The following is a 19,712-nucleotide window of genomic DNA, read 5'->3' as shown; positions in this document are numbered from 1 at the left end:
GGCCTCTCAGGCCATTTTAGAAAGTGCAGCTCTAGGCGAACGCTTCGCAGAAAACGTGCCGCCCCTGCTCCGTCAGCCGCAGCAACTTCCGCCGCCCGTCCTTCGGATCGGCTTCGGCGGTCAGCCAGCCAAGCCCCCGCGTCGTGCACTCATAGTCGGAGCGCTTGCGTGGCCCGTCGAGGAAAACCTTATAGGTGGTGTGCAGGCTCCGGCTCACATGAGGACCGACCTCTTCCCTAAGCTCGGTCAGCGTGGTTGGGCTGTCGTTCAGGTCGTGCATCGCCGCCGTCAGGAAGAACATGAGTTGCGCCGTAGTACACCGCTCCGGCAGCGTTTCCGCGATCTTCTGTAAGGAGGACAGCAGGATGGCGTTGAGCGCTATAGCATTGCCGCCCCTGCCGAGGGCTGGCCCCCTGCTGACTGCGCTGCCGTTCAATCCAATACCTCCTACAGGGCCGCAAGGCTGTTGCGCGGCTGGCACCTGCTAGCACCGGGCTACCTAGAGTTACAAGAACCGTCGCTCGACATGTGGTCTTCAGTCGGGGAAGGGAAAGCTCAACCCCGGATAGTCGATAAGCTGAACAATTTCCTTTTTGCGGGCTAAAGTAATTCCGTGCGGGGAATAGCGGCTGTACGTAAAACCACGCTCGTGACCCAAAATCTGCGCCGCTTCGTTCTCAGGTATGCCCGCTCGTTCGAAGATTTGCGTCACGTTTTTACGAAACGAATGAAACGTAAGACGCCTATCTTTAAAGCCCTTAGCGGCTTTGAACCTACTGAATTCGCGCCCCGCGTCGGCCCCTGCTTTTTTACCCGGCCCTTCAGGATTGAAGCCCAACCACACCCGCGCGGAAGCAGGGCCCTCCCGCTCCGACAGCCATGATAGGTTGGCGTGTATGGGAACCTGCCGCCGCCCCGCAGGCGTCTTGGCGTCCGCCACTTGGATGAAAGGCACCCCTTCGGCTTTCTTGATCTGGCCGTAGGTGAGAGAGGCGATTTCGTCCAAGCGCAGCCCCGTAAACAGACCGACTAGCATAATTTCCATTACGTCTTGCCGGGTGGGTGGTGGAGCAAACAGCTTGGCGAGGTCTTCGCTTTCCCACGGCAGATAGCCCTGCACGTTGACGCCAGGTTTCAGCCGCCTCCGGTGTCCGGCAAAGGGGTTGATACCCTCACACCTTCCGCGCTCCTCCGCCCACCGCCAAGCCTCCTGCAGCGTCGTCATATGCCGGTTCATCGTGGCATCCGATAGACCTGCGTCCCTGCCCCCGAACCGCCGTACCAGCTCTAGCCACTGCAAGTTCCGCGCAGAGGACGATCGAGCCCATGTCGGGTCTAACCGCCGGAGGTCGTCCGCAAAGGTTGCCGCATCTTGCCGCCGCACGTCGCGTATAGGACGTTCACCAAAGAAGCCTGCGAAGAGGGAAAATGTCGCCTTCTTCTGCTGCTCCGTGTTGCTTTTGCGGAGCCCGGGCTTCACCTTCCACGCTGTCAGGTAGTCGGCGGCGGTCTCTGCGAAGGTCGGCTCTAGCTCCGGCCTCACCGCTATGGGCTTTCGCTGCAGCAGAGCAGCTGCATCCTGCAGAGCGGCGACCCGTGTCTCTTCCAACGGGCTCAGGTCTCTACCTTCTGCGGCATCCTCCAGCTTACCAAGTTCGTGGTCGATCCCAGCTAGCTCGGGAGCAATGTCTCCGGTCGCGTGAAGCTGGTATGCGCCACTAGCCGCTTCCCCGCGAAGTTGCTCATACAGAGAACGTAGGGCCGCTTTGGGGGCCGTAGCGCGGCCTGACCTCTCCGCCCATTCTGCCTTCAGGACTATCTCCCACAGGTCGGCCTCGATCTTGGCCGATCGTCGATCAGTAGCAGCCAGGGTCCTGTAAACGTGTTCTGGCTCACCCGGCCCGCGAATAGCAGCAGGCACCCGGACCTTCGCCCGCCACTTATGCCCTCGCTGCTGTAACGTCGCCATGGAAATTATACCCCGTGGGCCAAGTCTGTGGGCCAGCTTTGTGGGCCGACCATCCTGAGAAATCTAGGGTTTCTAGGGCAATCAGCACCTTAGATGCGCCCCTGCTCCGCCTCCTGCCGCCCCAGCCAGTTTCTTCTTTAAGCTTCGAAAGCACGCGGACCTGATGGCTCCGCCCTCGCCTGCGAGATCCCGGGTTCGGGAACGCGCAGTTGCGGCACAGTCTATCGGCCGTAGATGCGGTCCAGAACCTCTGCGCTGCGGAGGAAATGCACGGCCTCTTCGTCAAAACGGGGGGAGCGGGCCAGTTGCTTGGCCCAGACGGCGGCGGAGCGGGCGCCCCATTCGTCCGGCGGGTCGGACAGGCGCGTGGCCGAGGTGCCGTCAAAGCGATCGGCGGTGAAGTCGTAGAAGGAGCCCTCCACGTTGCGCAGGGCCGCGCCGCCCTTCGTGCCGTAGAAGGCCGCCTCGATCACGGCGTCACGCCCGGCATTCAGACGCCAGGAACAGGCCAGCCGCACCTGCGCGCTGCCGGCCTTGAACTGCGCGGTGGCGTAATCCTCCACGGCTCCGGGCTCCAACGGGCGTCCGCCGCTGGTGAGCCGGGCATCCACTGCGGACACTTCCGGGAAGCCCATCGTCCAGAGCGCAAGGTCGACCAGATGGACGCCGAGGTCCACCACGCATCCCCCGCCGGACTGGGCCGGATCGTAGAACCACGGCTTGTCCGGCCCGTAGGCGTTGTGGAAGGTCAGGTCGATCCCGAAGATATCGCCCAGTTCGCCTGTGCGGACGAGGTCGGCAATGTGTCGCATGGCTTCGGTATGGCGGTAGGAGAGGTCTACTCCCAAAAGGCGGTCGGCGGCCTTTGCCGCAGCGATCACCGCCTCCACTTCCGACGCCGTTCGGCCGAGCGGCTTTTGGCAGAACACCGCCTTCCCAGCTTCAAGCGCTCGAATCGCCTGCTCCGCATGAAGTGCGCTTGGCGTAGCGATGACGATCGCATCGACATCGCTGTCGAGCATAGCCTCCAGCGTCGCGACCTGCTGCGCCGCAGGTGCGACGGAGGAAGCCTCACGGGCACAGTCAGCGCTCGGGTCGCAGATCGCGGCGGCTTCGACGGCCCCGGTCGCCAGCATGGCTTCCATGCGATGACGCCCGATCCAGCCGGTGCCCAGGAACCCGATGCGCGGCTTCACGGCTTGCTCCAGAACCTCCGGCAGGTTCTCATCCAGATCGATCATCCTCGTTCCCCTCTCAGCCGAACGTCACCAGCGCCTTGACGAAGTTGCCCGGCTTGTCGCGCGTGGCGTCCAGCGCCTCGCTCAGACGCTCGAGCGGGTAGCGGTGCGTATAAAGCGCGGTCGGATCGAGACGACCACCGGCCACGGCGTCCACCGCCTCACGCAGCCCTTGCATCTGCACGCGTGGGTCACGCTCATGCGCGTTGATGACATCGATGCCCTTCCAGTTCCACATCTGCATGGAGACCTGCCGCGGGCCGTCCTGATGGTATCCGGCGACCACAAGGCGGCCGCCGAAACCCGTCAGTTCCCCCGCGAGGTCGAGGGGCCATTGCTTGCCCACGCATTCGATTACGCGTTCGCACATGGCTTCGCCGGTCAGCGCCTTCACGTCTTCGATGATCCTCCAGTGATCATCCATCACGATGACCTCGGCGGCGCCGTAGCCTTTGGCAAGCTCGAGCGATTCGCGACGCCGCGAGATCGCGATGACGCGCGCGCCGGCGTCCGTCGCCAGCTTGGTCAGCACCGCGCCAAGGAAGCCGATCCCGATGATCGCCACGGTTTGACCGGGCTGGATGTCACTGCGCCGGAAGATGTTGAAGGCGCAGCCCAGCGGTTCCCCGGGGAATGGCTGGCTGTCCAGAGCTGCGGGTAGCCGGATCGCCATCCCCGCGGAAGCGATGTCGTATTCCGCAAAGGCGCGGTACGACAGCGCGGCCACGCGATCACCGGGCGAAAAAGCGTCGACACCCTCGCCCACCGCATCCACCATGCCCCAGGCTTCGTGGCCCAGGCCGCCGGCTTCGCCCGGGTAGCTCATCCACTCCTGCCCTGCCCAAGGCTCGAGGTTCGAGGCGCAGACGCCGCACCCCTCTACCCGGATGCGGATCTCGCCGGGCGCCGGTTCGGGCTTTTCCACTTGCGTTATCGCGATGCGGCCCGGGGCTTCCAGCACGGCTGCGCGCATCATGCGTTGACTTCCTGCAACTGTTCACACTCCAACTGTGTTTTCGGAAGCATGAAGGCTCCCGATCGCGAAATGGCCGCAGCCCTGCGTGAGAATATTGCCAACCTCACCGCGCGCCAGCAGGCCGAGGCGGAGAAGGCGCCGCTGAGTGACCGCATCGCCGACCGCATTACCGCTTTCACCGGCTCCATGGTCTTCGTCGCGCTGCATCTGGTGATCTTCGGCAGCTGGATAGTGATCAATCTGGGCTGGTTGCCGATCGTCCGGCCGTTTGACCCCAGCTTCGTGGTGCTGGCGATGGTCGCCTCTGTGGAAGCGATCTTCCTGTCCACGTTCGTGCTGATCAGCCAGAACCGCATGGCGGCCATGGCGGATCGCCGGGCGGACCTCGACCTGCACGTCAACCTGCTGACCGAGCACGAGCTTACCAAGCTGGCCAGCATCGTCAGCCGCATCGCGGAGCGGCTCGGCGTCGATGTGACTGACCCCCAGTTCGAGGAGATCCACAAGGACGTCGAGCCGACGCAGGTGCTCGACGCGCTGGACGAGCGCCGGCGCGAGCAGACTCTGAAGCGCTGAAGCGCGCCGCTCGTGAGGCGTCATGCGGCAGGCTGTGCGATGAAGGCTTCGAAAGCTGCATGCGCTTCGTCGTCCGGCATCTGGACCGGCGGATGCTTGCAGAACCAGGCGGCGGCGGGCAGTACCGGCCCGGCCAGGCCGCGCTGCCGGGCCAGCTTGGCGCAGCGGATCATGTCGATCGCGACGCCGGCGCTGTTCGGGCTGTCCTCTACCGACAGCCGCAGTTCCAGGTTCATCGGTACGCCGCCGAAGAGCTGCCCCTCCATGCGCAGGAAGCAGACCTTGTTGTCGTTCTGCCAGGCAACGTAATCGCTGGGACCGACGTGAATGTTCTCATCCTCCAGACGGACCTGCGCGACCGACTGGACGGCTTCTGTCTTCGATTCCTTCTTGGAGGCAAGCCGGGTTCGGTTCAGCATGTTGAGGAAGTCTGTGTTGCCGCCCGTGTTCAGCTGGTACGTGCGGTCCAGCTTCACGCCGCGCTTGCGGAAGAGGTCCGTCAGAACCCGGTGGACGATGGTGGCACCGAGCTGGGCCTTGATGTCGTCCCCGATGATCGGCACCCCGGCCGCCTCGAAGCGCCGCGCCCACTCCGGATTGCTGGCGATGAATACGGGGATGTTGTTGACGAACGCAACGCCCGCCTCAAGCGCACATTCCGCGTAGAACTCGCTGGCCTGCTGCGAGCCGACCGGGAGGTAATTCATGAGAACGTCGACCTGTGCCTCGCGCAGGACGGCGATGACGTCCTCCTTGCTCGGCTCCTCCTCACGCGCGACCCTGAAGGTACGCTCCTCGGGATAGTCGGCCATGTGGTCGGCCACGCCGTCCAGCACGCGGCCCATGCGCACGACGGCGCCGGTGTCCTCGATGGTCGGGCAGAATACCGCCGTGCAGTTCGGCTTGGCGAACACCGCGCGCGCCACATCCTGGCCGACCTTGCGCTCGTCAACGTCCCAGGCCGCGACGACGTGGATATCGCTCGGGCTGTAGCCGCCGAGGTCGTAGTGCGAAAGCCCGACGAGGTCGTTGGCTCCGGACCGATAATGCTCGATGCCCTGGACGAGGGAACTCGCGCAATTGCCGATGCCGACAATAGCGACGTTAATGCCGTGGCGGTCAGGCGAAAGCATCAGGCAATGCTCCGTTCGGCGCTGAGACGTTCGTCCCGGTCAAAGTTGAGAGGTGACAGCTCCGGCGCGGAAAGGTCGAGCCCATGGGGCACCGGCGGGGCGGCGATCTCCAGGCTCTTTCCAGCCGGAGCGTAGCGGTCGATCATCCAGGCGCAGAAATCCGCGAACGCCTGCGGATCGCGCGCGGGACTGGTATGGTGCGGCGCAAGCCCCAGGTGCTGCGGGGTGAAGCAGAAGGTCACGGTGACGTCGAAGTCCGCAAGCGCTTCCATCTGGCGGTCGAACCAGTCGACCGCGTTGGGGCGGAAGCTGTCAGCCCACGAAAGGCCGGTGCGGATCCGCTTCGTGCCGAGCCGCTTCATCCAGCTGACGGCTTCGTCGAGGCGAGGGTCCTCGAAATGGAACCATTGCATCAGCCCGACTTCGGCGGCGTGCTGGGCGTAAGTCTCAAGGGCGGGCTTCGGCGTACCATCCTCCCGGATCAGGCCAAGGTAGAAGTGGCGGTAGTAAGACGAGCCCTCTGCCTCCCGGTGCCGCGTTTCCGCGCCCCAGCTCATCGGCAGGTCGAACAGCGAATACCAGAAGACGCGGGGTGCAACCCCCTTCAGCAGCTGAGCGGTACGGTCCAGCCCGAAAACCTGCACTTCCTCGGCGCCGAAGGAGCTGACGCCCACTTCTGTCACCCAGACCGGCTTATCCGTGACGGCCTTGATCTCGGCGATCTTGGCCGGCCAGTCAGCGAGCGGCCACAGATTCCAGTCCAGCGGGAAACCATGCACCGCCACGACATCGACCGCGTCGAGCGCTCCATGCCGCTCAACCAGCCGCAGCCAGTGCGGATCGATGGGGGACATGCCGCCAAGAACACGCGTCACGGAAGGATTCACCTCGCGGATCGCCTGCCCCGCCGCGACGACGTGTTCCGAGAACAGTTTCCAATCGGGGTCCAGCCCCGGATCCCAGTGAGACTTGTTGTTCGGCTCGTTCCAGATCATTGCCGCTTCGATCAACGGTCTTCTCCTCGGGATGGGTAAACTGCGGCTGGACCGTAGCCGGCGAAAGGCACTTGCGCAGTGCGGCAAAGGTAGACGTCGGGCTGGGGATGGGCGACGATGCTGAAGCCTGCCGCGCGAAGCATCGCCTGACTGCAGGCGGCATTGGGCGCCCACCAGTTCGTCCAGTCATGGGCGAACTCGTGCTCGATGAAGTGCATCTTGGGATAGCCGGGATCATCGAAGTACGCGGGAGGCTGGGTCGTGCCGGGCATGAAGAACGGATGATCGCGCGGAACTTCCAGCACCTCGTCCGAGCCCTGCTGCAACGTCTGGAACAGCATCATGTCACCCGCCACGTGCTCACGGATGAGATCGAGGGCCAGCAGCGGGTGGCGCAGGTGGTACAGGACGCCCATGAAGATCACGAGGTCGAACCGTTCGCCCAGGGTGGCCACGTCGTAGACCGACAGGTTGCGGAACTCGATTCCCTTGAAACCCAGCGCCTCGCTGGCAAGGCGGGCCTGCGCCAGGTACCGGTCATCGCTGTCGATACCCACCACCCGCGCGGCGCCCCGGCGCTTCATCTCGACCGAGTAGAACCCGGCGTTGCACCCGATGTCGAGCACCGTCTTGCCGGTGAGGTCCTCTGGCAGGACGTGCGCGAACGTCTCGAACTTGAAGCTGGGATAGTCACCGAGGAAATGCTCCGGCGCCGTCGTCGTCCCTCCGCCGAGATCGATGTTGTGAAACCATGGGCCCAGTTCCGCGATGCGGGAACGCAGCTCCGTCGAGTCGTGCGGTCGAAGAGATGCGGCGGCTGGGCGCAATGGAAACCCTCCAGATGGACGTGCATGAAACAGGGATTTCACGCGCGAAGAAAGATGCTGTCAACTCGCCAGCCAACGATGATCGTACCAACCTGTTCCCCTGCATCTACAAAGATTGGAAAATACTAACCCTTGTTAAATGCAGGTACTAACCTGCGTTTGATCTTCATCGTAGTTGGTGGCTCAAGGGATACACTTTGCTGTTCGTGCATTTGCCCCCTCATGCCCGACCTCATGCCCGATTGGACCCAAGCCATGCGTGCAGAGCGTTACGACGCCGCCTGGGCCATCGCCGATGCCGTGCTCAGATCGCGCGATCCGCAGACCCGCGACGATCCGACGCGCCCCTACCACGAGAGGTGGGTCTGGGACGGCGAGCCTGTCGACGGGCGCGACGTGCTCGTCCGCTGCTATCACGGGCTTGGCGATACACTTCAGTTCGCACGTTTCCTGACGCCTCTGGCGCAGCGCGCCGCGTCCGTGACGCTGGAGACGCAAGGGCGGCTGGTTCCGCTGCTGCGGCAGATCCCCGGCTTGTCGCGCATCGTGAGCATGGATCCTGCCTCGCCCCTGCCCCGGCGCGACTGCGATATAGAGATCACCGAGCTCGACCTCGCCTTGCGCCTGCCGCCCTCAGCCGCTTCTGCACCCTATCTCACGACAACGCGGGCTATCCTGCCTGAAGGAACAGTCGCACTCTGCCACGGCGCGGGAGAGTGGGATTTATCGCGCAGCATTCCGCCCGAGCTTCTCGCGCCGCTCTGCGGGGCCGCGCCGTGCATCACCCTCATGCCGGAAGAAACGACGCTGGACGTGCTGAACCCGCGGGGCTGCCCGCTGGACATCATGACCACGGCCTCCCTGATCGCGGGATCGTCCCTCATCGTGACGGTCGACACGATGGTTGCACATCTGGCGGGCGCGCTCGGCGTGCCGACATGGCTCATGCTGAAGACAGAGCCGGACTGGCGCTGGGCGCCGGACCGCAAGACCAGCGCGTGGTATCCGAACACCCGCCTCTACGTGCAGTCCCGGCCGGGGGACTGGCCGTCCGTAGCGGAGCAAATCCTTCGCGATCTTGACGCCCGAAACCGTCGCAATGGAAAGGTGACGCAGTGATACATGCACCTTCTGTCCCCGTGTCCTGGGGCGAATTGCTGGACAAGCTGTCCATCCTCGAGATCAAGCGCTCGAAGCTTCCGCCCGGCAGCGGCCTGGCGAACGTGGAACGGGAATACGCGCTCCTGAAGGATGCCGCCGCTCCCGTTCTGGAGAATGGCCGTGTGGCCACGCTTCTGGATCGGCTGCGCCGGGTAAACCAGATGCTGTGGGAGGTGGAGGATGCCATCCGCCAGCAGGAGGCCGATGCCCGTTTCGGCCCGCGCTTCGTGGCCCTCGCCCGCTCGGTCTACCAGACCAACGACACGCGCGCGGCCATCAAGCGGCAGATCAACCTCCTCCTCGATTCGGAGCTGGTGGAGGAAAAGAGCTACGCCGCCACGCTGGCGCCGCTGTCGGTCGAACCGATCCTTACGGCCCGGCCCGCTGGTTTAGCGTGACCAGCCGCACGGCGCCTCCCTCGATTGAAAGCGTGGTGAGCGATGCGGGGTCGCAGTCGATCATGAAGATGCGATCAGCTGCGAGGCCGAGTACGTGCGCCACGACCGCGCGGATCACGTCGCAATGCGTGACGCAGAGCGCCGGCTCGTCCCGGGCCGCCAGGGAGAAGATGAAGCGGCAGGCGCGCTCCGTCACGTCCTTCATCGTTTCGCCGCCGGGACAGCGAAAGGTCGCGCGTTCGGCATTCCAGCGCCCCCACGCCACATCGTTCTCAAGTTCGCCGAAGGTGCGGCCGGTGAAGGCGCCGAAGTCGATCTCGTCGAGTTCAGGCGCGGGGAGAATAGCCAGCTCCTTACGCATAGCGACAGCTTCGGCCGTCTGCATGGTGCGCCTTCGCGGGCTGCTGTGGATGGAAGCCAGCTGCGTACCCGCCAGTAGGCCGGCGAGTTCCTGCGCTTCGCGGGTTCCCGCCACGCTCAGCGCAATGTCGGAACGGCCGCTCAGAACGCGTCCGACTTCATCATGGTGTCCGTGGCGAGCCAAGTGAATCAAGGGCATGTTGAGCAGACCTAAACATGGATCAATAGGCCATCAAGGATGGTTTCCGCATCGCAACTACAAGCAAAGTAATGATCCAGGTTAAGATGGAAATATTTCGGAACAAGATGAAGAAGAAGATGTTGACCCCCGCGACGGCCTGATCGGCCAATACATTTTCCTGACGACAAGCGGGGGTCAAGGCATGGCGGAAAACGTACTCATCACCGGCGGCGCGGGCTTTATCGGGCGGTTCGTCACCGAAGAACTGCTGCGCCGCGGCAACACGGTGCGGATCCTGGACTGCCTGCTGGACCAGGTTCATGGCGGCAAGGGTCGCCCTGAAGCGCTTTCCCCGGACGCCGAACTGATAGTCGCGGATATCCGCGATGGCGATGCGGTCGCGCAGGCCCTCAAGGGGGTGGACAGCGTCATTCATCTTGCCGCCGAAGTGGGCGTCGGGCAGTCCATGTACGAAGTGGAACGCTACACCTCCACCAACGATGTCGGCACCGCCGTTCTGTTCGAGCGGCTGATAGACAATCCGGTGCGCCGCGTCGTCACCGCCTCCTCCATGAGCATCTATGGCGAAGGCCTCTACCACGACGAGGACGGAAATCTGGTGCAGGACGCGGAGCGCGGGCTGCTGCGCGACGGGCAGAAGATCTGGGATCCGACCGATGGCCAAGGCCGTCCGCTGACCCCCGTCGCCACGCCCGAGTGGAAACGGCCGAGCCTTGCTTCGATCTATGCGCTCAACAAGTACGTGCAGGAGCGCACCACGCACATCATGGGCGCACCCTACGGCATCGAGAGCGTCTGCCTTCGCCTGTTCAACGTCTACGGGCCGGGCCAGGCGCTCTCCAATCCCTACACCGGCGTCCTCGCGATCTTCGCGTCGCGTCTGCTGAACGGCCAGCAGCCGATGATATTCGAGGATGGCGAGCAGCGCCGCGACTTCGTCCACGTCAGCGATGTCGCCCGCGCCTTCGCGGACGCCCTGGTGCTGCCGCAGGCCACCGGCCAGACCTTCAACATCGGCTCCGGCAGGGACCGCTCCGTGACCGAAGTGGCGCAGGCGCTCGCGCGGGCCATGGGCAAGAACGACATCGAACCCGAGATCGTCGGCAAGGCGCGGACCGGCGACATCCGCCACTGCTTCTGCGACACCAGCCTTGCGGCGGACAAGCTTGGCTTCGCCGCAAGGCAGGATTTCGAGGAAGGCCTCGCCGAGCTCGCCGAATGGGTCCACCAGCAGACCGCCGAAGACCGCGTGCAGCAGGCCCGCGCGGAGCTCGAGGCGCGGGGGCTCGTCGCATGACGACGACGACGGACCGTCCGATCCTCGTCACCGGCGGCGCGGGCTTCATCGGCTGCAACCTTGCGGACAAACTGGCTCGCGAAGGGCACCGCGTCATCATCTATGATGCGCTTGCCCGTGCCGGGGTGGAGCGCAATCTGGCATGGCTACGCGACCGCCATGGCGACCGGATCGAACCAATGATTGCCGACATCCGCGACGCGGCGCGCCTTGCCGAGGCCGCGGACGGTACGCAGGCGATCTTCCACATGGCGGCGCAGGTCGCCGTCACGACCAGCCTGACCGACCCTCGCGAAGACTTCGACATCAACCTGGGGGGGACCTTCAACGTCCTCGAGGCCGCGCGCCGCCAGACCATTCCGGTGGTGTTCGCATCGACGAACAAGGTTTACGGCGACCTCGCCGACCTTGCGTTCGCCGCGACCGAGCAGGGCCACCTTCCCGCCGACGAAGGCGTCCGCAACCACGGCATCGGGGAGGACCGTCCGCTCGACTTTCACACGCCTTACGGCTGTTCCAAGGGCGGCGCAGACCAGTACGTGCTCGACTATGCGCGCAGCTACGGCGTTCCCTCCGCAGTCCTGCGCATGAGCTGCATCTACGGCGAGCGCCAGATGGGCACCGAAGATCAGGGCTGGGTGGCGCACTTCCTCATCCGCGCCCTGGAAGGGGAGCCGATCACACTCTACGGTGACGGTCATCAGGTGCGCGACATTCTCCACGTGGACGACGCCGTTGCCGCTTATCTCGCCGCCTGGCAGCGCATCGATACGGTCGCCGGGCGCGCCTTCAATCTCGGCGGCGGCACGGCCAACGCAGTCAGCCTTCGCACGCTGCTGGCGCACATCGGCGCGCTGCTCGGCAGCGAGGTGCCGCTCCGGTTCGAGGACTGGCGCGCCGGCGACCAGCGCTACTTCGTGGCAGACCGTCGCGCCGTCGACGCTGCGTTGGATCTTTCCACTCCACTGCCCTGGCGCGAAGGGGTCGAGCGGCTGGCGCGCTGGCTGGCGGCAGAGCGGGGGCTGAACAGCACTCTCCCCGAAGAGCGGCTCGCGGCGGCACCGAACCAGGTGGCAGCGCTGTGAGCGGGGCCGGCCTGCGCGCCCTCATCACGGTCGATGCGGTCGGGGGAGTGTGGCAATACGGGCTGGACCTGGCGAGCGGCCTTGCGGCGCGTGGCGTGGAACCCGTGCTTGCCGTGATGGGCCCGAAGCCCGACGCCGCCCAACGCGAAGAAGCCCACAGGATCGATGGTGTCACCATCGTCGAGACAGGTCTTCCACTCGATTGGCTGAGCGACAGCGCCGATCCGATCCTCGCCGCCGGTCGCATGCTCGCGGAGTTCGCCGGTGACATCGCGGCGGACATCGTCCAGCTCAACATGCCCACGCTTGCGGCCGCCCCGCCCCCTCCGGTTCCGGTCGTCGCCGTCACCCACGGCTGCGTCGCGACCTGGTGGGAAGCGGCAAAACCCGGCGAGGCGTTGGGCACGGACTACCACTGGCACCGCGATCTCATGGCGCAGGGCCTGAGAGCGGCCGATCGCGTGGTTGCCCCTTCCGCCAGCTACGCCCGCACCATCGCCCGCTACTACGCACTCGATCAGGCGCCGGTCGTGGTCCACAACGGACGCACGCCCATCGCCGCGCCGACAGAAGGTCCCTTCCCGGACCGTGCGCTCACCGTCGGGCGGTTGTGGGACAGCGTCAAGTGCGCCGGGATGCTGGATCGGGTGGCGGCCCGCATCCACGTCCCCTTCAGCGCAGCCGGCAACCCGGTGGGGCCGCACGGCGAACGGGTCGAGCTTCACCACCTCAACCTGCTCGGCCAGCTCGACGCGGTGCAGCTTGGCCGTGAACTGGCCGCGCGGCCCATCTTCGTCTCGGCAGCGTCGTTCGAGCCCTTCGGCCTCGCCGTGCTGGAAGCGGCGCAGGCGGGATGCCCGCTCGTCTTGTCCGACATCGACACATTCCGCGAGCTCTGGGACGGGGCTGCCTGCTTCGTCCCGGCAGGGGACGAAATCGCCCTGGAGCGCGCCATCACCGGGCTGGTGGAGGACGAGGCCCTGCGGCTCCGTCTGAGCGAGGCGGCCCGCAAGCGCGCAGCGCAGTACGCGCCCCGGAAGATGGCGGACTCCATGCTCGCGATCTATCGCGAAGCACTGGCGTCCAGTCCCGCCGCCGGGAGGGTCGCGGCATGAAGATCGTCTATTTCACGCACTCCCTCGCCTCCTGCTGGAATCACGGGAATGCGCATTTCCTGCGAGGTGTGCTCAGCGAACTTCTCGCCCGCGGGCACGAGGTCGAGGTCCGCGAACCGGCGAACTCCTGGAGCCTCGCGAACCTTCTTGCCGATCACGGCGAAGAGGGCCTTGAACCCTATCGTACCGCCTATCCGGAACTCTCCTCCCGCGCCTACGATGCCGCCGATCCGGTGGAGCCGATGCTGGAGGGTGCGGACCTCGTCATCGTGCACGAGTGGAACGATCACGATCTGGTCGCCCGCATAGGGCGCATCCGGGCGGGCGGCGCCAGCTTCTCCCTCCTGTTCCATGACACCCATCACCGGGCTGTGAGCGAACCGGAAGCGATGCGGGCCTATGATCTGTCCGGCTACGACGGTGTCCTTGCGTTCGGCGAGGCGCTGAGCGAAGTCTACCGTGGCTGGGGATGGCAGGGTCGCGTCTGGACCTGGCACGAAGCGGCCGATACGCGCCGCTTTCACCCGCCGATGCAACCCGCCGAAGGCCGCGAAGGCCTTGTCTGGATAGGCAACTGGGGCGACGGCGAACGAACGGAGGAACTGGAGCGGTTCCTGTTCCGCCCCGCGCAGGAGGCGCGGCTTGCTCTCGACATATACGGCGTGCGTTATCCCGAGGAGGCCCGGGCGACACTGGCCCGTTACGGGGTAAACTATCATGGGTGGGCCGCCAACGCGCGGGCACCGTCCATCTTCGCCAATCACATGGCAACGGTGCATGTCCCGCGCCGCTACTACGCCACCATCCTGCCCGGCATACCGACGATCCGCGTCTTCGAAGCACTCGCCTGCGGCATACCGCTGGTCTCGGCGCCCTGGGACGATGCCGAAGGCCTCTTCCGCCCCGGCAGGGACTATCTTGTCGCGCGCAACGGCCAGGAGATGACGCACCATCTCACCGCCCTTCGCAATGATGCGGACCTTCGCGAGGCGCTTGTGCAGAGCGGGATGGAGACGATCCTTGCCCGCCACACCTGTGCGCACCGCGTTGACGAACTGCTCTCGATCGTGAGCCACCTGCGGGCACCGCAAACCACCTCTGTCAGGGATTTCGCATGAAAATCGCCTTCTATGGATCGAGCCTGCTGTCCTCCTACTGGAACGGCGCGGCGACGTACTATCGCGGCATTCTCAAGGCACTGGCCGGGCACGGATACGACATCACCTTCTATGAGCCCGACGCTTTCGATCGCCAGCAGCACCGCGACATAGAACCGCCTGAATGGGCCCGCTCGGTAGTCTATCCGGCCACCGAGGAAGGCCTGCGCTCCGTCCTCGCGGAGGCCGGCGGCGCGGACATCGTGGTCAAGGCCAACGGCGTGGGCGTGTTCGACCGCGAGCTGCTCGAAGGCATCGTCGCGCAAAGCCGCCCGGAAGCGCTACGCATCTTCTGGGACGTGGATGCCGCCGCCACCCTCGACGAGATGCGGAGCGATCCCTCGCACCCGGTGCTTAAGGCGCTGCCCTCGCTCGACATGGTGCTGACCTATGGCGGCGGCCCGCCGGTGGTCGACGCCTACACAGCGTTCGGAGCCCAGCGTTGCGAGCCCGTCTACAATGCGCTTGATCCGGACACGCACCACCCCGCCCCTCGCGATCCACGCTTCGAGGCTGACCTCGGCCTGCTGGCCAACCGCCTGCCGGACCGTGAGAGTCGCATTGAGGAGTTCTTCCTGCGTCCGGCCGCCGCGCTGCCAGACCGGCAGTTCCTGCTGGGCGGCAACGGCTGGCATGACAAGGGCGTGACGCCCAACGTACGCGCCATCGGCCATGTCGGGACGGGCGATCACAACGCCTTCAACTGCACCCCGCGCGCGGTGCTCAACGTCGCGCGCGACTCCATGGCAAATGTCGGCTTCTCCCCGGCAACCCGCGTGTTCGAAGCGGCGGGCGCCGCTGCCTGCCTGATCACAGACGCGTGGGAGGGGATCGAGATGTTCCTGCGACCGAACGAGGAAATCCTCGTCGCCCGCGACGGCAAGGACGTGGCCGAGATCCTGGCCGCTCTCTCGCCCGAGCGCGCAAAAGCCATCGGAGAGGCGGCGCTTGACCGCGTGCTGGCCGAGCACACCTACGCCCTGCGTGCCGAGCAGGTCCACGGTATCTTCCAGCAGCACCAGCGCACCCCGGAGGCCGCATGAAACTCGTCGTTCTCGGCCTCAGCCTGGGTTCCTCCTGGGGTAACGGCCACGCCACCACCTTCCGGGCCCTTCTGGCTGCCTTCGCGGCGCGCGGGCATGAGGTCCTTTTCCTCGAGCGGGAGGTTCCCTGGTATTCCGGCGACAACCGCGATCTTGTCGATCCCGACTTCTGCCGCCTCGAGTACTATCGCGATCTGGACGACCTGCGCCACTATGGCAGCGAGATCGCGGCAGCCGACGCGGTCGTCGTGGGCTCGTATGTCCCCGAGGGCGTGGAGGTCTCCCGCTACGTCCAGGCTATGGCGAAGGGCGTCAGGGCCTTCTACGACATCGACACACCGGTGACGCTCGCCAAGCTGCTTAAGGGTGACTTCGAATACCTGTCCCCCGAAGTGATCCCCGGGTTCGATGTCTACCTCTCGTTTACCGGGGGGCCGACTCTTCGCCGGATCGAACAGGACTATGGCTCGCCCGCAGCACGGGCGCTCTACTGCTCCGTCGATCCCGCCGCCTATCGTCCGCTCGTCACGCCGCCGCTTTGGGATCTCACCTACCTCGGCACGTACAGCCCTGATCGCCAGCCTACGCTTGACCGCCTGCTGCTGGAGCCCGCCCGCCGCCGACCCGATCTGCGTTTCGCCGTGGCGGGTCCGCAGTACCCGGACGATATCGACTGGCCCGCGAACGTGGAACGGATCGAGCACCTGCCTCCTGCCGAACACGCCGCCTTCTACAATGCCTCGCGCATGACGCTCAACGTCACCCGCGCGGATATGATTGCTGCCGGCTGGTCCCCGTCGGTCCGGCTCTTCGAGGCGGCAGCCTGCGGCACGCCGATCCTGTCGGACCGCTGGGATGGTATCGAAAGCCTGTTCGTGCCCGGCAGCGAGATCGTTCTTGCCGATACGACGGAAGATGCCCTTGCCGCTTTGGACGCAGACCAGCGCCGCGTCGGCACGGCGGCACGGCAGCGCGTGCTGGAAGCGCACACCGCGGCCCATCGCGCAGCCGAACTCGAGGCGCATCTGCAGGAAGCCAGCCAGAAGAAAAAAGGTCGAGCCAAGGAGACGATGACCATGAAGACTGCCGATCATCAGCCGCTCACGCTCGTCGCCGGGGGAGCCGGCTTCATCGGCTCACACCTGTGCGCCGAACTCCTGGCGCGAGGTCACCGCGTCCTGTGCCTCGACAACCTTCAGACGGCTCGACCCTCGAACCTCCGGCTGCTGGAAGGCCACCCCAACTTCGCGTTCATCGAAGGCGACATCGTCAACCCGCTGCCGGCCGCAGTGATCGAGCGTACGAACGAGATCGGGCGGATCTACAATCTCGCCTGCGCCGCTTCGCCGCCGCAGTACCAAGCCGATCCGGAGCACACGATGCTGACCTGCGTGGTCGGCACGGACCACCTCCTCCGCCTGGCCGAAGCCTCGGGTGCGCGCTTCCTGCTGACCTCAACGAGCGAGGTCTACGGCGACCCCGAAGTCCATCCCCAGCGCGAGGACTATCGCGGATGGGTAAACTGCACCGGCCCGCGCGCCTGCTACGACGAAGGAAAGCGCGCCGCCGAAGCCATGGCTTTCGACTTCGCGCGCATGGGCCGCGCCCAGGTTCGCGTCGCGCGGATCTTCAACACTTTCGGCCCGCACATGCATCCCGACGATGGCCGCGTGGTATCGAACCTCATCTGCCAGGCGCTGTCGGGCCGGGATGTCACGATTTACGGCGACGGCACACAGACGCGCAGCTTCTGCTATGTCTCTGACATGGTCGAAGGGCTGATCGCGCTGATGGAGTGCGACATCGACGGCCTGGAGCCGATCAACCTCGGCAACCCGGAAGAACGTACCGTCTCCGAACTGCTGGAGGCGATCGTCGATCTGGTCGATCGGCCGGTCACGGTCACGCATCTGCCCCTGCCGGTCGATGACCCCCGCCGCCGCCGCCCGGACATCTCCCGCGCCAAAGCACAGCTGGGCTGGACGCCGCGGACGCCCCTTCACGAAGGCCTCGCCCTCACCTGCGCCTGGTTCGCCGAGGAGATCGGCGCTACGCCTTCGGAAGACCAGCCGACCATCTCGGTCGCCGCCGAGTAAGCGGCACCTGCCGCCTTCACCTGGCGGCGGAGATAAGCGGGATATTCAACGCCCTGCCACCCCGGTGTGCGGGGCGTTCCTGCGCAAGGATCAGCCATTCGCGCCGCGTCCGCTGGGGCGATACTTGCAGCAGGTTAGCATCGGTGCCGCGACATGGCTCCGCGCGCTGCGCTAGCCAGACCCCGTACTTGATTCGGGGAGAAGAGCACCAATGAAGATCGACAACAGCCTGGCCGCAGTCGTCACCGGCGGCGCATCGGGCCTCGGCCGCGCGAGCGCGCAGGCGCTGGCCGCCGCAGGCGTCAAGGTCGCCATCTTCGACATCAGCGAAGAAGCCGGTGAGGCCTTCGCCAAGGAAATCGGCGGTGTCTTCTGCAATGTCGACATCACGAACGAGGAAAGTGTCGAGGCCGGCTTCGCCAAGGCCCGGGAAGCTCACGGTCAGGAGCGCATCGTCGTGCATTGCGCCATCGTGGCGGGCGGTGGCAAGACTGTCTCTTTCGACAAGAAGACCGGCGGCTACAAGCGCACTCCGACCGAGCAGATCGCCAAGTCTGCGGAAGGCATCTTCACCGCGTCCTACCGCATCGCTTCCATCGCGGCACTGGGCATGGCCACCGCCGACCCTCTGAACGAAGACGGCGAACGCGGCACGATCATCCTGACGTCGTCCGCTGCGGCCGAGGACGGCCAGATCGGCCAGGTGGCCTACGGTGGTGGCAAGGGCGCCGTGAACGCCATGGTCCTGCCCATGGCCCGCGACCTCATGGATCTCGGCATCCGCGTGAACGCCATCATGCCCGGCACCTTCGCGACCCCGCCGATGCTGCGCGTCAAGGAACACGCCCCCGAAGTGTACGAAAACCTCGGCAAGGCAGTCCCCTTCCCGCGTCGTCTGGGCAACCCGGAGGAGTTCGGTTCTCTGGTGCTGGAGCTGGTGCGCAACATCTACTTCAACGGCCAGTGCATCCGCCTCGACGGCGCGATCCGCATGCCGCCCAAGTAAGCGCGCTTCACCACACCGCCTGAAGTATCAGGGCCGCGCAAGATAAAGTGCGTGGCCCTTCTTTTCGGGTCGTCTCCGCGTCGGCGCGGTCAGGCCGTCAGCTCCTCGCCGATCGCACGGGCCAGGATGACCATGAACTTCTCCGACCCGTCGCAGAAGCGCTGCAACGGCTCCCACCCTCCGGCGAGAAGCAGCGTATCGGCGCTTCGCGGATCGTACTTGTGGCTGTTTTCCGTGTGGATCGTTTCGCCCGCCCGCATCGTGAAACGGCGGCCACAGACGTCGAACGCGATGTCGCGGGTGGTCTCGATATGCATCTCGATCCGGGCCCGGGCATCGTTCCAGATGGCACGGTGAACCAGCGCGTCCAGCGGTATGGTGCCGCCCAGTTCCTGATTGATCCGCGCCGCCAGGTTCAGGTTGAACGCGGCAGTCACTCCTTGCGCATCGTCATAGGCGGCGACGAGTTCCCGCTCGTCCTTGATGCGATCGAAGCCGATGAGCAGCAGGCTGTCCGAACCCAGAGTCCGGCGCATTGAACGCAGGAGGTCCGTTGCCGCCATCGGCTCCATGTTGCCGATGGTGGAACCGGGGAAGAAGCCGAGGCGGGGATGCGCTCCGACTTGCGGTGGCAGTGTGGCGCCTTCCATGAAGTCCGCCTCGACCGGATAGATAGGCAGGTCCGGGTAGCGCTGCGCCAGGGTCTCGCAGGACTCGCTCAGGAACTCGCCCGAGATGTCGATGGGCACGTAAGCCGCTGTCCAGATCGCATCCAGCAACAGCGGCGTCTTGGTCGCGCTGCCCGCGCCGAACTCCACCACCACGTGATGCCTCGCGCCGATGAGCCTGCCCAGCCGCGTGGCGTGCGCCATGAGAATGCTCGTCTCGGTGCGTGTCGGATAGTATTCGGGAAGTCGGGTGATCTCCTCGAACAGTTCGCTGCCCCGATGATCGTAGAACCAGCGCGCCGGGATCGCCTTCCTCGGCTGGGAAAGGCCGGTCAGGACGTCGCGGCGGAACTGCGCACGCAGCGCGTCGCGATCCGTATCGACAAGGTCGTGGATTGCCGTTGCCATGC

At 65.4% G+C, this 19,712-nt stretch carries 19 protein-coding genes; 10 read left to right on the top strand and 9 right to left on the bottom strand.

Going from position 1 to position 19,712, the window contains the following annotated elements:
- Positions 1–31 precede the first annotated feature (31 nt).
- The 4 genes from QOL62_RS01740 to QOL62_RS01725 form a co-directional block, all read right to left on the bottom strand.
- Complete coding sequence (locus tag QOL62_RS01740) at positions 32–436, bottom strand: helix-turn-helix domain-containing protein (protein ID WP_283404946.1); 405 nt, start codon at positions 434–436, stop codon at positions 32–34.
- Positions 437–535: 99 nt separating this feature from the next.
- The gene (locus QOL62_RS01735; RefSeq protein WP_283404945.1) at positions 536–1,969 is read right to left on the bottom strand and encodes a tyrosine-type recombinase/integrase; all 1,434 of its coding nucleotides are present in this window, start codon (positions 1,967–1,969) and stop codon (positions 536–538) included.
- A 221-nt stretch (positions 1,970–2,190) separates the two neighbouring features.
- Positions 2,191–3,210, bottom strand: a complete 1,020-nt coding sequence (locus QOL62_RS01730; RefSeq protein ID WP_283404944.1) for a Gfo/Idh/MocA family protein — start codon at positions 3,208–3,210, stop codon at positions 2,191–2,193.
- 13 nt (positions 3,211–3,223) lie between these two features.
- Complete coding sequence (locus tag QOL62_RS01725; RefSeq protein WP_283404943.1) at positions 3,224–4,183, bottom strand: MDR/zinc-dependent alcohol dehydrogenase-like family protein; 960 nt, start codon at positions 4,181–4,183, stop codon at positions 3,224–3,226.
- Positions 4,184–4,231: 48 nt separating this feature from the next.
- Between QOL62_RS01725 and QOL62_RS01720 the strand changes: the two genes are divergently transcribed.
- Positions 4,232–4,759 carry a DUF1003 domain-containing protein gene (locus tag QOL62_RS01720; RefSeq protein ID WP_283404942.1) on the top strand — a complete coding sequence of 176 codons (528 nt, stop codon included), beginning with the start codon at positions 4,232–4,234 and terminating at the stop codon, positions 4,757–4,759.
- Between the two features lie 20 nt (positions 4,760–4,779).
- On the opposite strand, the gene QOL62_RS01715 is transcribed toward QOL62_RS01720, so the two are convergent.
- Genes QOL62_RS01715 through QOL62_RS01705 form a run of 3 tightly spaced genes read right to left on the bottom strand, consistent with a single transcriptional unit; the run spans position 4,780 to position 7,714 of the window.
- A complete protein-coding gene (locus tag QOL62_RS01715; RefSeq protein ID WP_103728475.1) occupies positions 4,780–5,892 on the bottom strand; it encodes an inositol-3-phosphate synthase in 1,113 nt (370 codons plus the stop codon).
- Positions 5,892–6,902 carry a glycoside hydrolase 5 family protein gene (locus QOL62_RS01710; RefSeq protein WP_283404941.1) on the bottom strand — a complete coding sequence of 337 codons (1,011 nt, stop codon included), beginning with the start codon at positions 6,900–6,902 and terminating at the stop codon, positions 5,892–5,894. The genes QOL62_RS01715 and QOL62_RS01710 overlap by 1 nt, the downstream gene beginning before the upstream one ends.
- A complete protein-coding gene (locus QOL62_RS01705) occupies positions 6,899–7,714 on the bottom strand; it encodes a TIGR04290 family methyltransferase (protein ID WP_283404940.1) in 816 nt (271 codons plus the stop codon). Before QOL62_RS01705 ends, QOL62_RS01710 begins: the two co-directional genes overlap by 4 nt.
- A gap of 222 nt (positions 7,715–7,936) precedes the next feature.
- Here QOL62_RS01705 and QOL62_RS01700 point away from each other — a divergent pair, with 222 nt between their 5' ends.
- Positions 7,937–8,833: a glycosyltransferase family protein gene (locus QOL62_RS01700; RefSeq protein WP_283404939.1), complete on the top strand. Its 897-nt coding sequence runs from the start codon at positions 7,937–7,939 to the stop codon at positions 8,831–8,833.
- Positions 8,830–9,273, top strand: coding sequence for a DUF6165 family protein (locus QOL62_RS01695; RefSeq protein ID WP_283404938.1), 444 nt, complete (start codon positions 8,830–8,832; stop codon positions 9,271–9,273). The genes QOL62_RS01700 and QOL62_RS01695 overlap by 4 nt, the downstream gene beginning before the upstream one ends.
- On the opposite strand, the gene QOL62_RS01690 is transcribed toward QOL62_RS01695, so the two are convergent.
- Entirely contained in the window at positions 9,245–9,832 is a 588-nt protein-coding gene (locus QOL62_RS01690) for a histidine phosphatase family protein (protein ID WP_283404937.1), read from the bottom strand. The genes QOL62_RS01695 and QOL62_RS01690 overlap by 29 nt on opposite strands.
- A gap of 184 nt (positions 9,833–10,016) precedes the next feature.
- Here QOL62_RS01690 and QOL62_RS01685 point away from each other — a divergent pair, with 184 nt between their 5' ends.
- The 7 genes from QOL62_RS01685 to QOL62_RS01650 all read left to right on the top strand — a co-directional run bounded on the left by QOL62_RS01685 (position 10,017) and on the right by QOL62_RS01650 (position 18,634).
- Positions 10,017–11,132: an NAD-dependent epimerase/dehydratase family protein gene (locus tag QOL62_RS01685; protein WP_103728470.1), complete on the top strand. Its 1,116-nt coding sequence runs from the start codon at positions 10,017–10,019 to the stop codon at positions 11,130–11,132.
- On the top strand, positions 11,129–12,217 hold the full coding sequence (locus tag QOL62_RS01680) for an NAD-dependent epimerase/dehydratase family protein (protein WP_283404936.1): 1,089 nt from the start codon (positions 11,129–11,131) through the stop codon (positions 12,215–12,217). Before QOL62_RS01685 ends, QOL62_RS01680 begins: the two co-directional genes overlap by 4 nt.
- Positions 12,214–13,332, top strand: a complete 1,119-nt coding sequence (locus QOL62_RS01675; RefSeq protein WP_283404935.1) for a glycosyltransferase family 4 protein — start codon at positions 12,214–12,216, stop codon at positions 13,330–13,332. Before QOL62_RS01680 ends, QOL62_RS01675 begins: the two co-directional genes overlap by 4 nt.
- Positions 13,329–14,450: a CgeB family protein gene (locus tag QOL62_RS01670; RefSeq protein ID WP_283404934.1), complete on the top strand. Its 1,122-nt coding sequence runs from the start codon at positions 13,329–13,331 to the stop codon at positions 14,448–14,450. Before QOL62_RS01675 ends, QOL62_RS01670 begins: the two co-directional genes overlap by 4 nt.
- Positions 14,447–15,532: a CgeB family protein gene (locus tag QOL62_RS01665; RefSeq protein ID WP_283404933.1), complete on the top strand. Its 1,086-nt coding sequence runs from the start codon at positions 14,447–14,449 to the stop codon at positions 15,530–15,532. The genes QOL62_RS01670 and QOL62_RS01665 overlap by 4 nt, the downstream gene beginning before the upstream one ends.
- A complete protein-coding gene (locus QOL62_RS19825) occupies positions 15,529–17,628 on the top strand; it encodes a bifunctional glycosyltransferase/UDP-glucuronate decarboxylase (protein ID WP_346770649.1) in 2,100 nt (699 codons plus the stop codon). Before QOL62_RS01665 ends, QOL62_RS19825 begins: the two co-directional genes overlap by 4 nt.
- A gap of 211 nt (positions 17,629–17,839) precedes the next feature.
- Positions 17,840–18,634: an SDR family oxidoreductase gene (locus tag QOL62_RS01650; protein ID WP_103728465.1), complete on the top strand. Its 795-nt coding sequence runs from the start codon at positions 17,840–17,842 to the stop codon at positions 18,632–18,634.
- Between the two features lie 89 nt (positions 18,635–18,723).
- On the opposite strand, the gene egtD is transcribed toward QOL62_RS01650, so the two are convergent.
- The gene (gene egtD / locus QOL62_RS01645; protein WP_283404932.1) at positions 18,724–19,710 is read right to left on the bottom strand and encodes an L-histidine N(alpha)-methyltransferase; all 987 of its coding nucleotides are present in this window, start codon (positions 19,708–19,710) and stop codon (positions 18,724–18,726) included.
- Positions 19,711–19,712 lie beyond the last annotated feature (2 nt).

Source organism: Novosphingobium panipatense (assembly GCF_900182875.1).
GTDB lineage: Bacteria > Pseudomonadota > Alphaproteobacteria > Sphingomonadales > Sphingomonadaceae > Novosphingobium > Novosphingobium panipatense.
The sequence above is the reverse complement of the archived record's forward strand: the minus strand, read 5'-3'. Positions and strand labels throughout refer to the sequence as shown.

What these genes read in the sequence shown, in the direction of transcription:
- QOL62_RS01735 (WP_283404945.1), bottom strand. Translation starts at nt 1,969, where the DNA reads ATGGCGACGTTACAGCAGCGAGGGCATAAGTGGCGGGCGAAGGTCCGG.
- QOL62_RS01730 (WP_283404944.1), bottom strand. Translation starts at nt 3,210, where the DNA reads ATGATCGATCTGGATGAGAACCTGCCGGAGGTTCTGGAGCAAGCCGTG.
- QOL62_RS01725 (WP_283404943.1), bottom strand. Translation starts at nt 4,183, where the DNA reads ATGATGCGCGCAGCCGTGCTGGAAGCCCCGGGCCGCATCGCGATAACG.
- QOL62_RS01720 (WP_283404942.1), top strand. Translation starts at nt 4,232, where the DNA reads ATGAAGGCTCCCGATCGCGAAATGGCCGCAGCCCTGCGTGAGAATATT.
- QOL62_RS01715 (WP_103728475.1), bottom strand. Translation starts at nt 5,892, where the DNA reads ATGCTTTCGCCTGACCGCCACGGCATTAACGTCGCTATTGTCGGCATC.
- QOL62_RS01700 (WP_283404939.1), top strand. Translation starts at nt 7,937, where the DNA reads ATGCCCGACCTCATGCCCGATTGGACCCAAGCCATGCGTGCAGAGCGT.
- QOL62_RS01690 (WP_283404937.1), bottom strand. Translation starts at nt 9,832, where the DNA reads ATGCCCTTGATTCACTTGGCTCGCCACGGACACCATGATGAAGTCGGA.
- QOL62_RS01685 (WP_103728470.1), top strand. Translation starts at nt 10,017, where the DNA reads ATGGCGGAAAACGTACTCATCACCGGCGGCGCGGGCTTTATCGGGCGG.
- QOL62_RS01680 (WP_283404936.1), top strand. Translation starts at nt 11,129, where the DNA reads ATGACGACGACGACGGACCGTCCGATCCTCGTCACCGGCGGCGCGGGC.
- QOL62_RS01670 (WP_283404934.1), top strand. Translation starts at nt 13,329, where the DNA reads ATGAAGATCGTCTATTTCACGCACTCCCTCGCCTCCTGCTGGAATCAC.
- QOL62_RS01665 (WP_283404933.1), top strand. Translation starts at nt 14,447, where the DNA reads ATGAAAATCGCCTTCTATGGATCGAGCCTGCTGTCCTCCTACTGGAAC.
- QOL62_RS19825 (WP_346770649.1), top strand. Translation starts at nt 15,529, where the DNA reads ATGAAACTCGTCGTTCTCGGCCTCAGCCTGGGTTCCTCCTGGGGTAAC.
- QOL62_RS01650 (WP_103728465.1), top strand. Translation starts at nt 17,840, where the DNA reads ATGAAGATCGACAACAGCCTGGCCGCAGTCGTCACCGGCGGCGCATCG.
- egtD (WP_283404932.1), bottom strand. Translation starts at nt 19,710, where the DNA reads ATGGCAACGGCAATCCACGACCTTGTCGATACGGATCGCGACGCGCTG.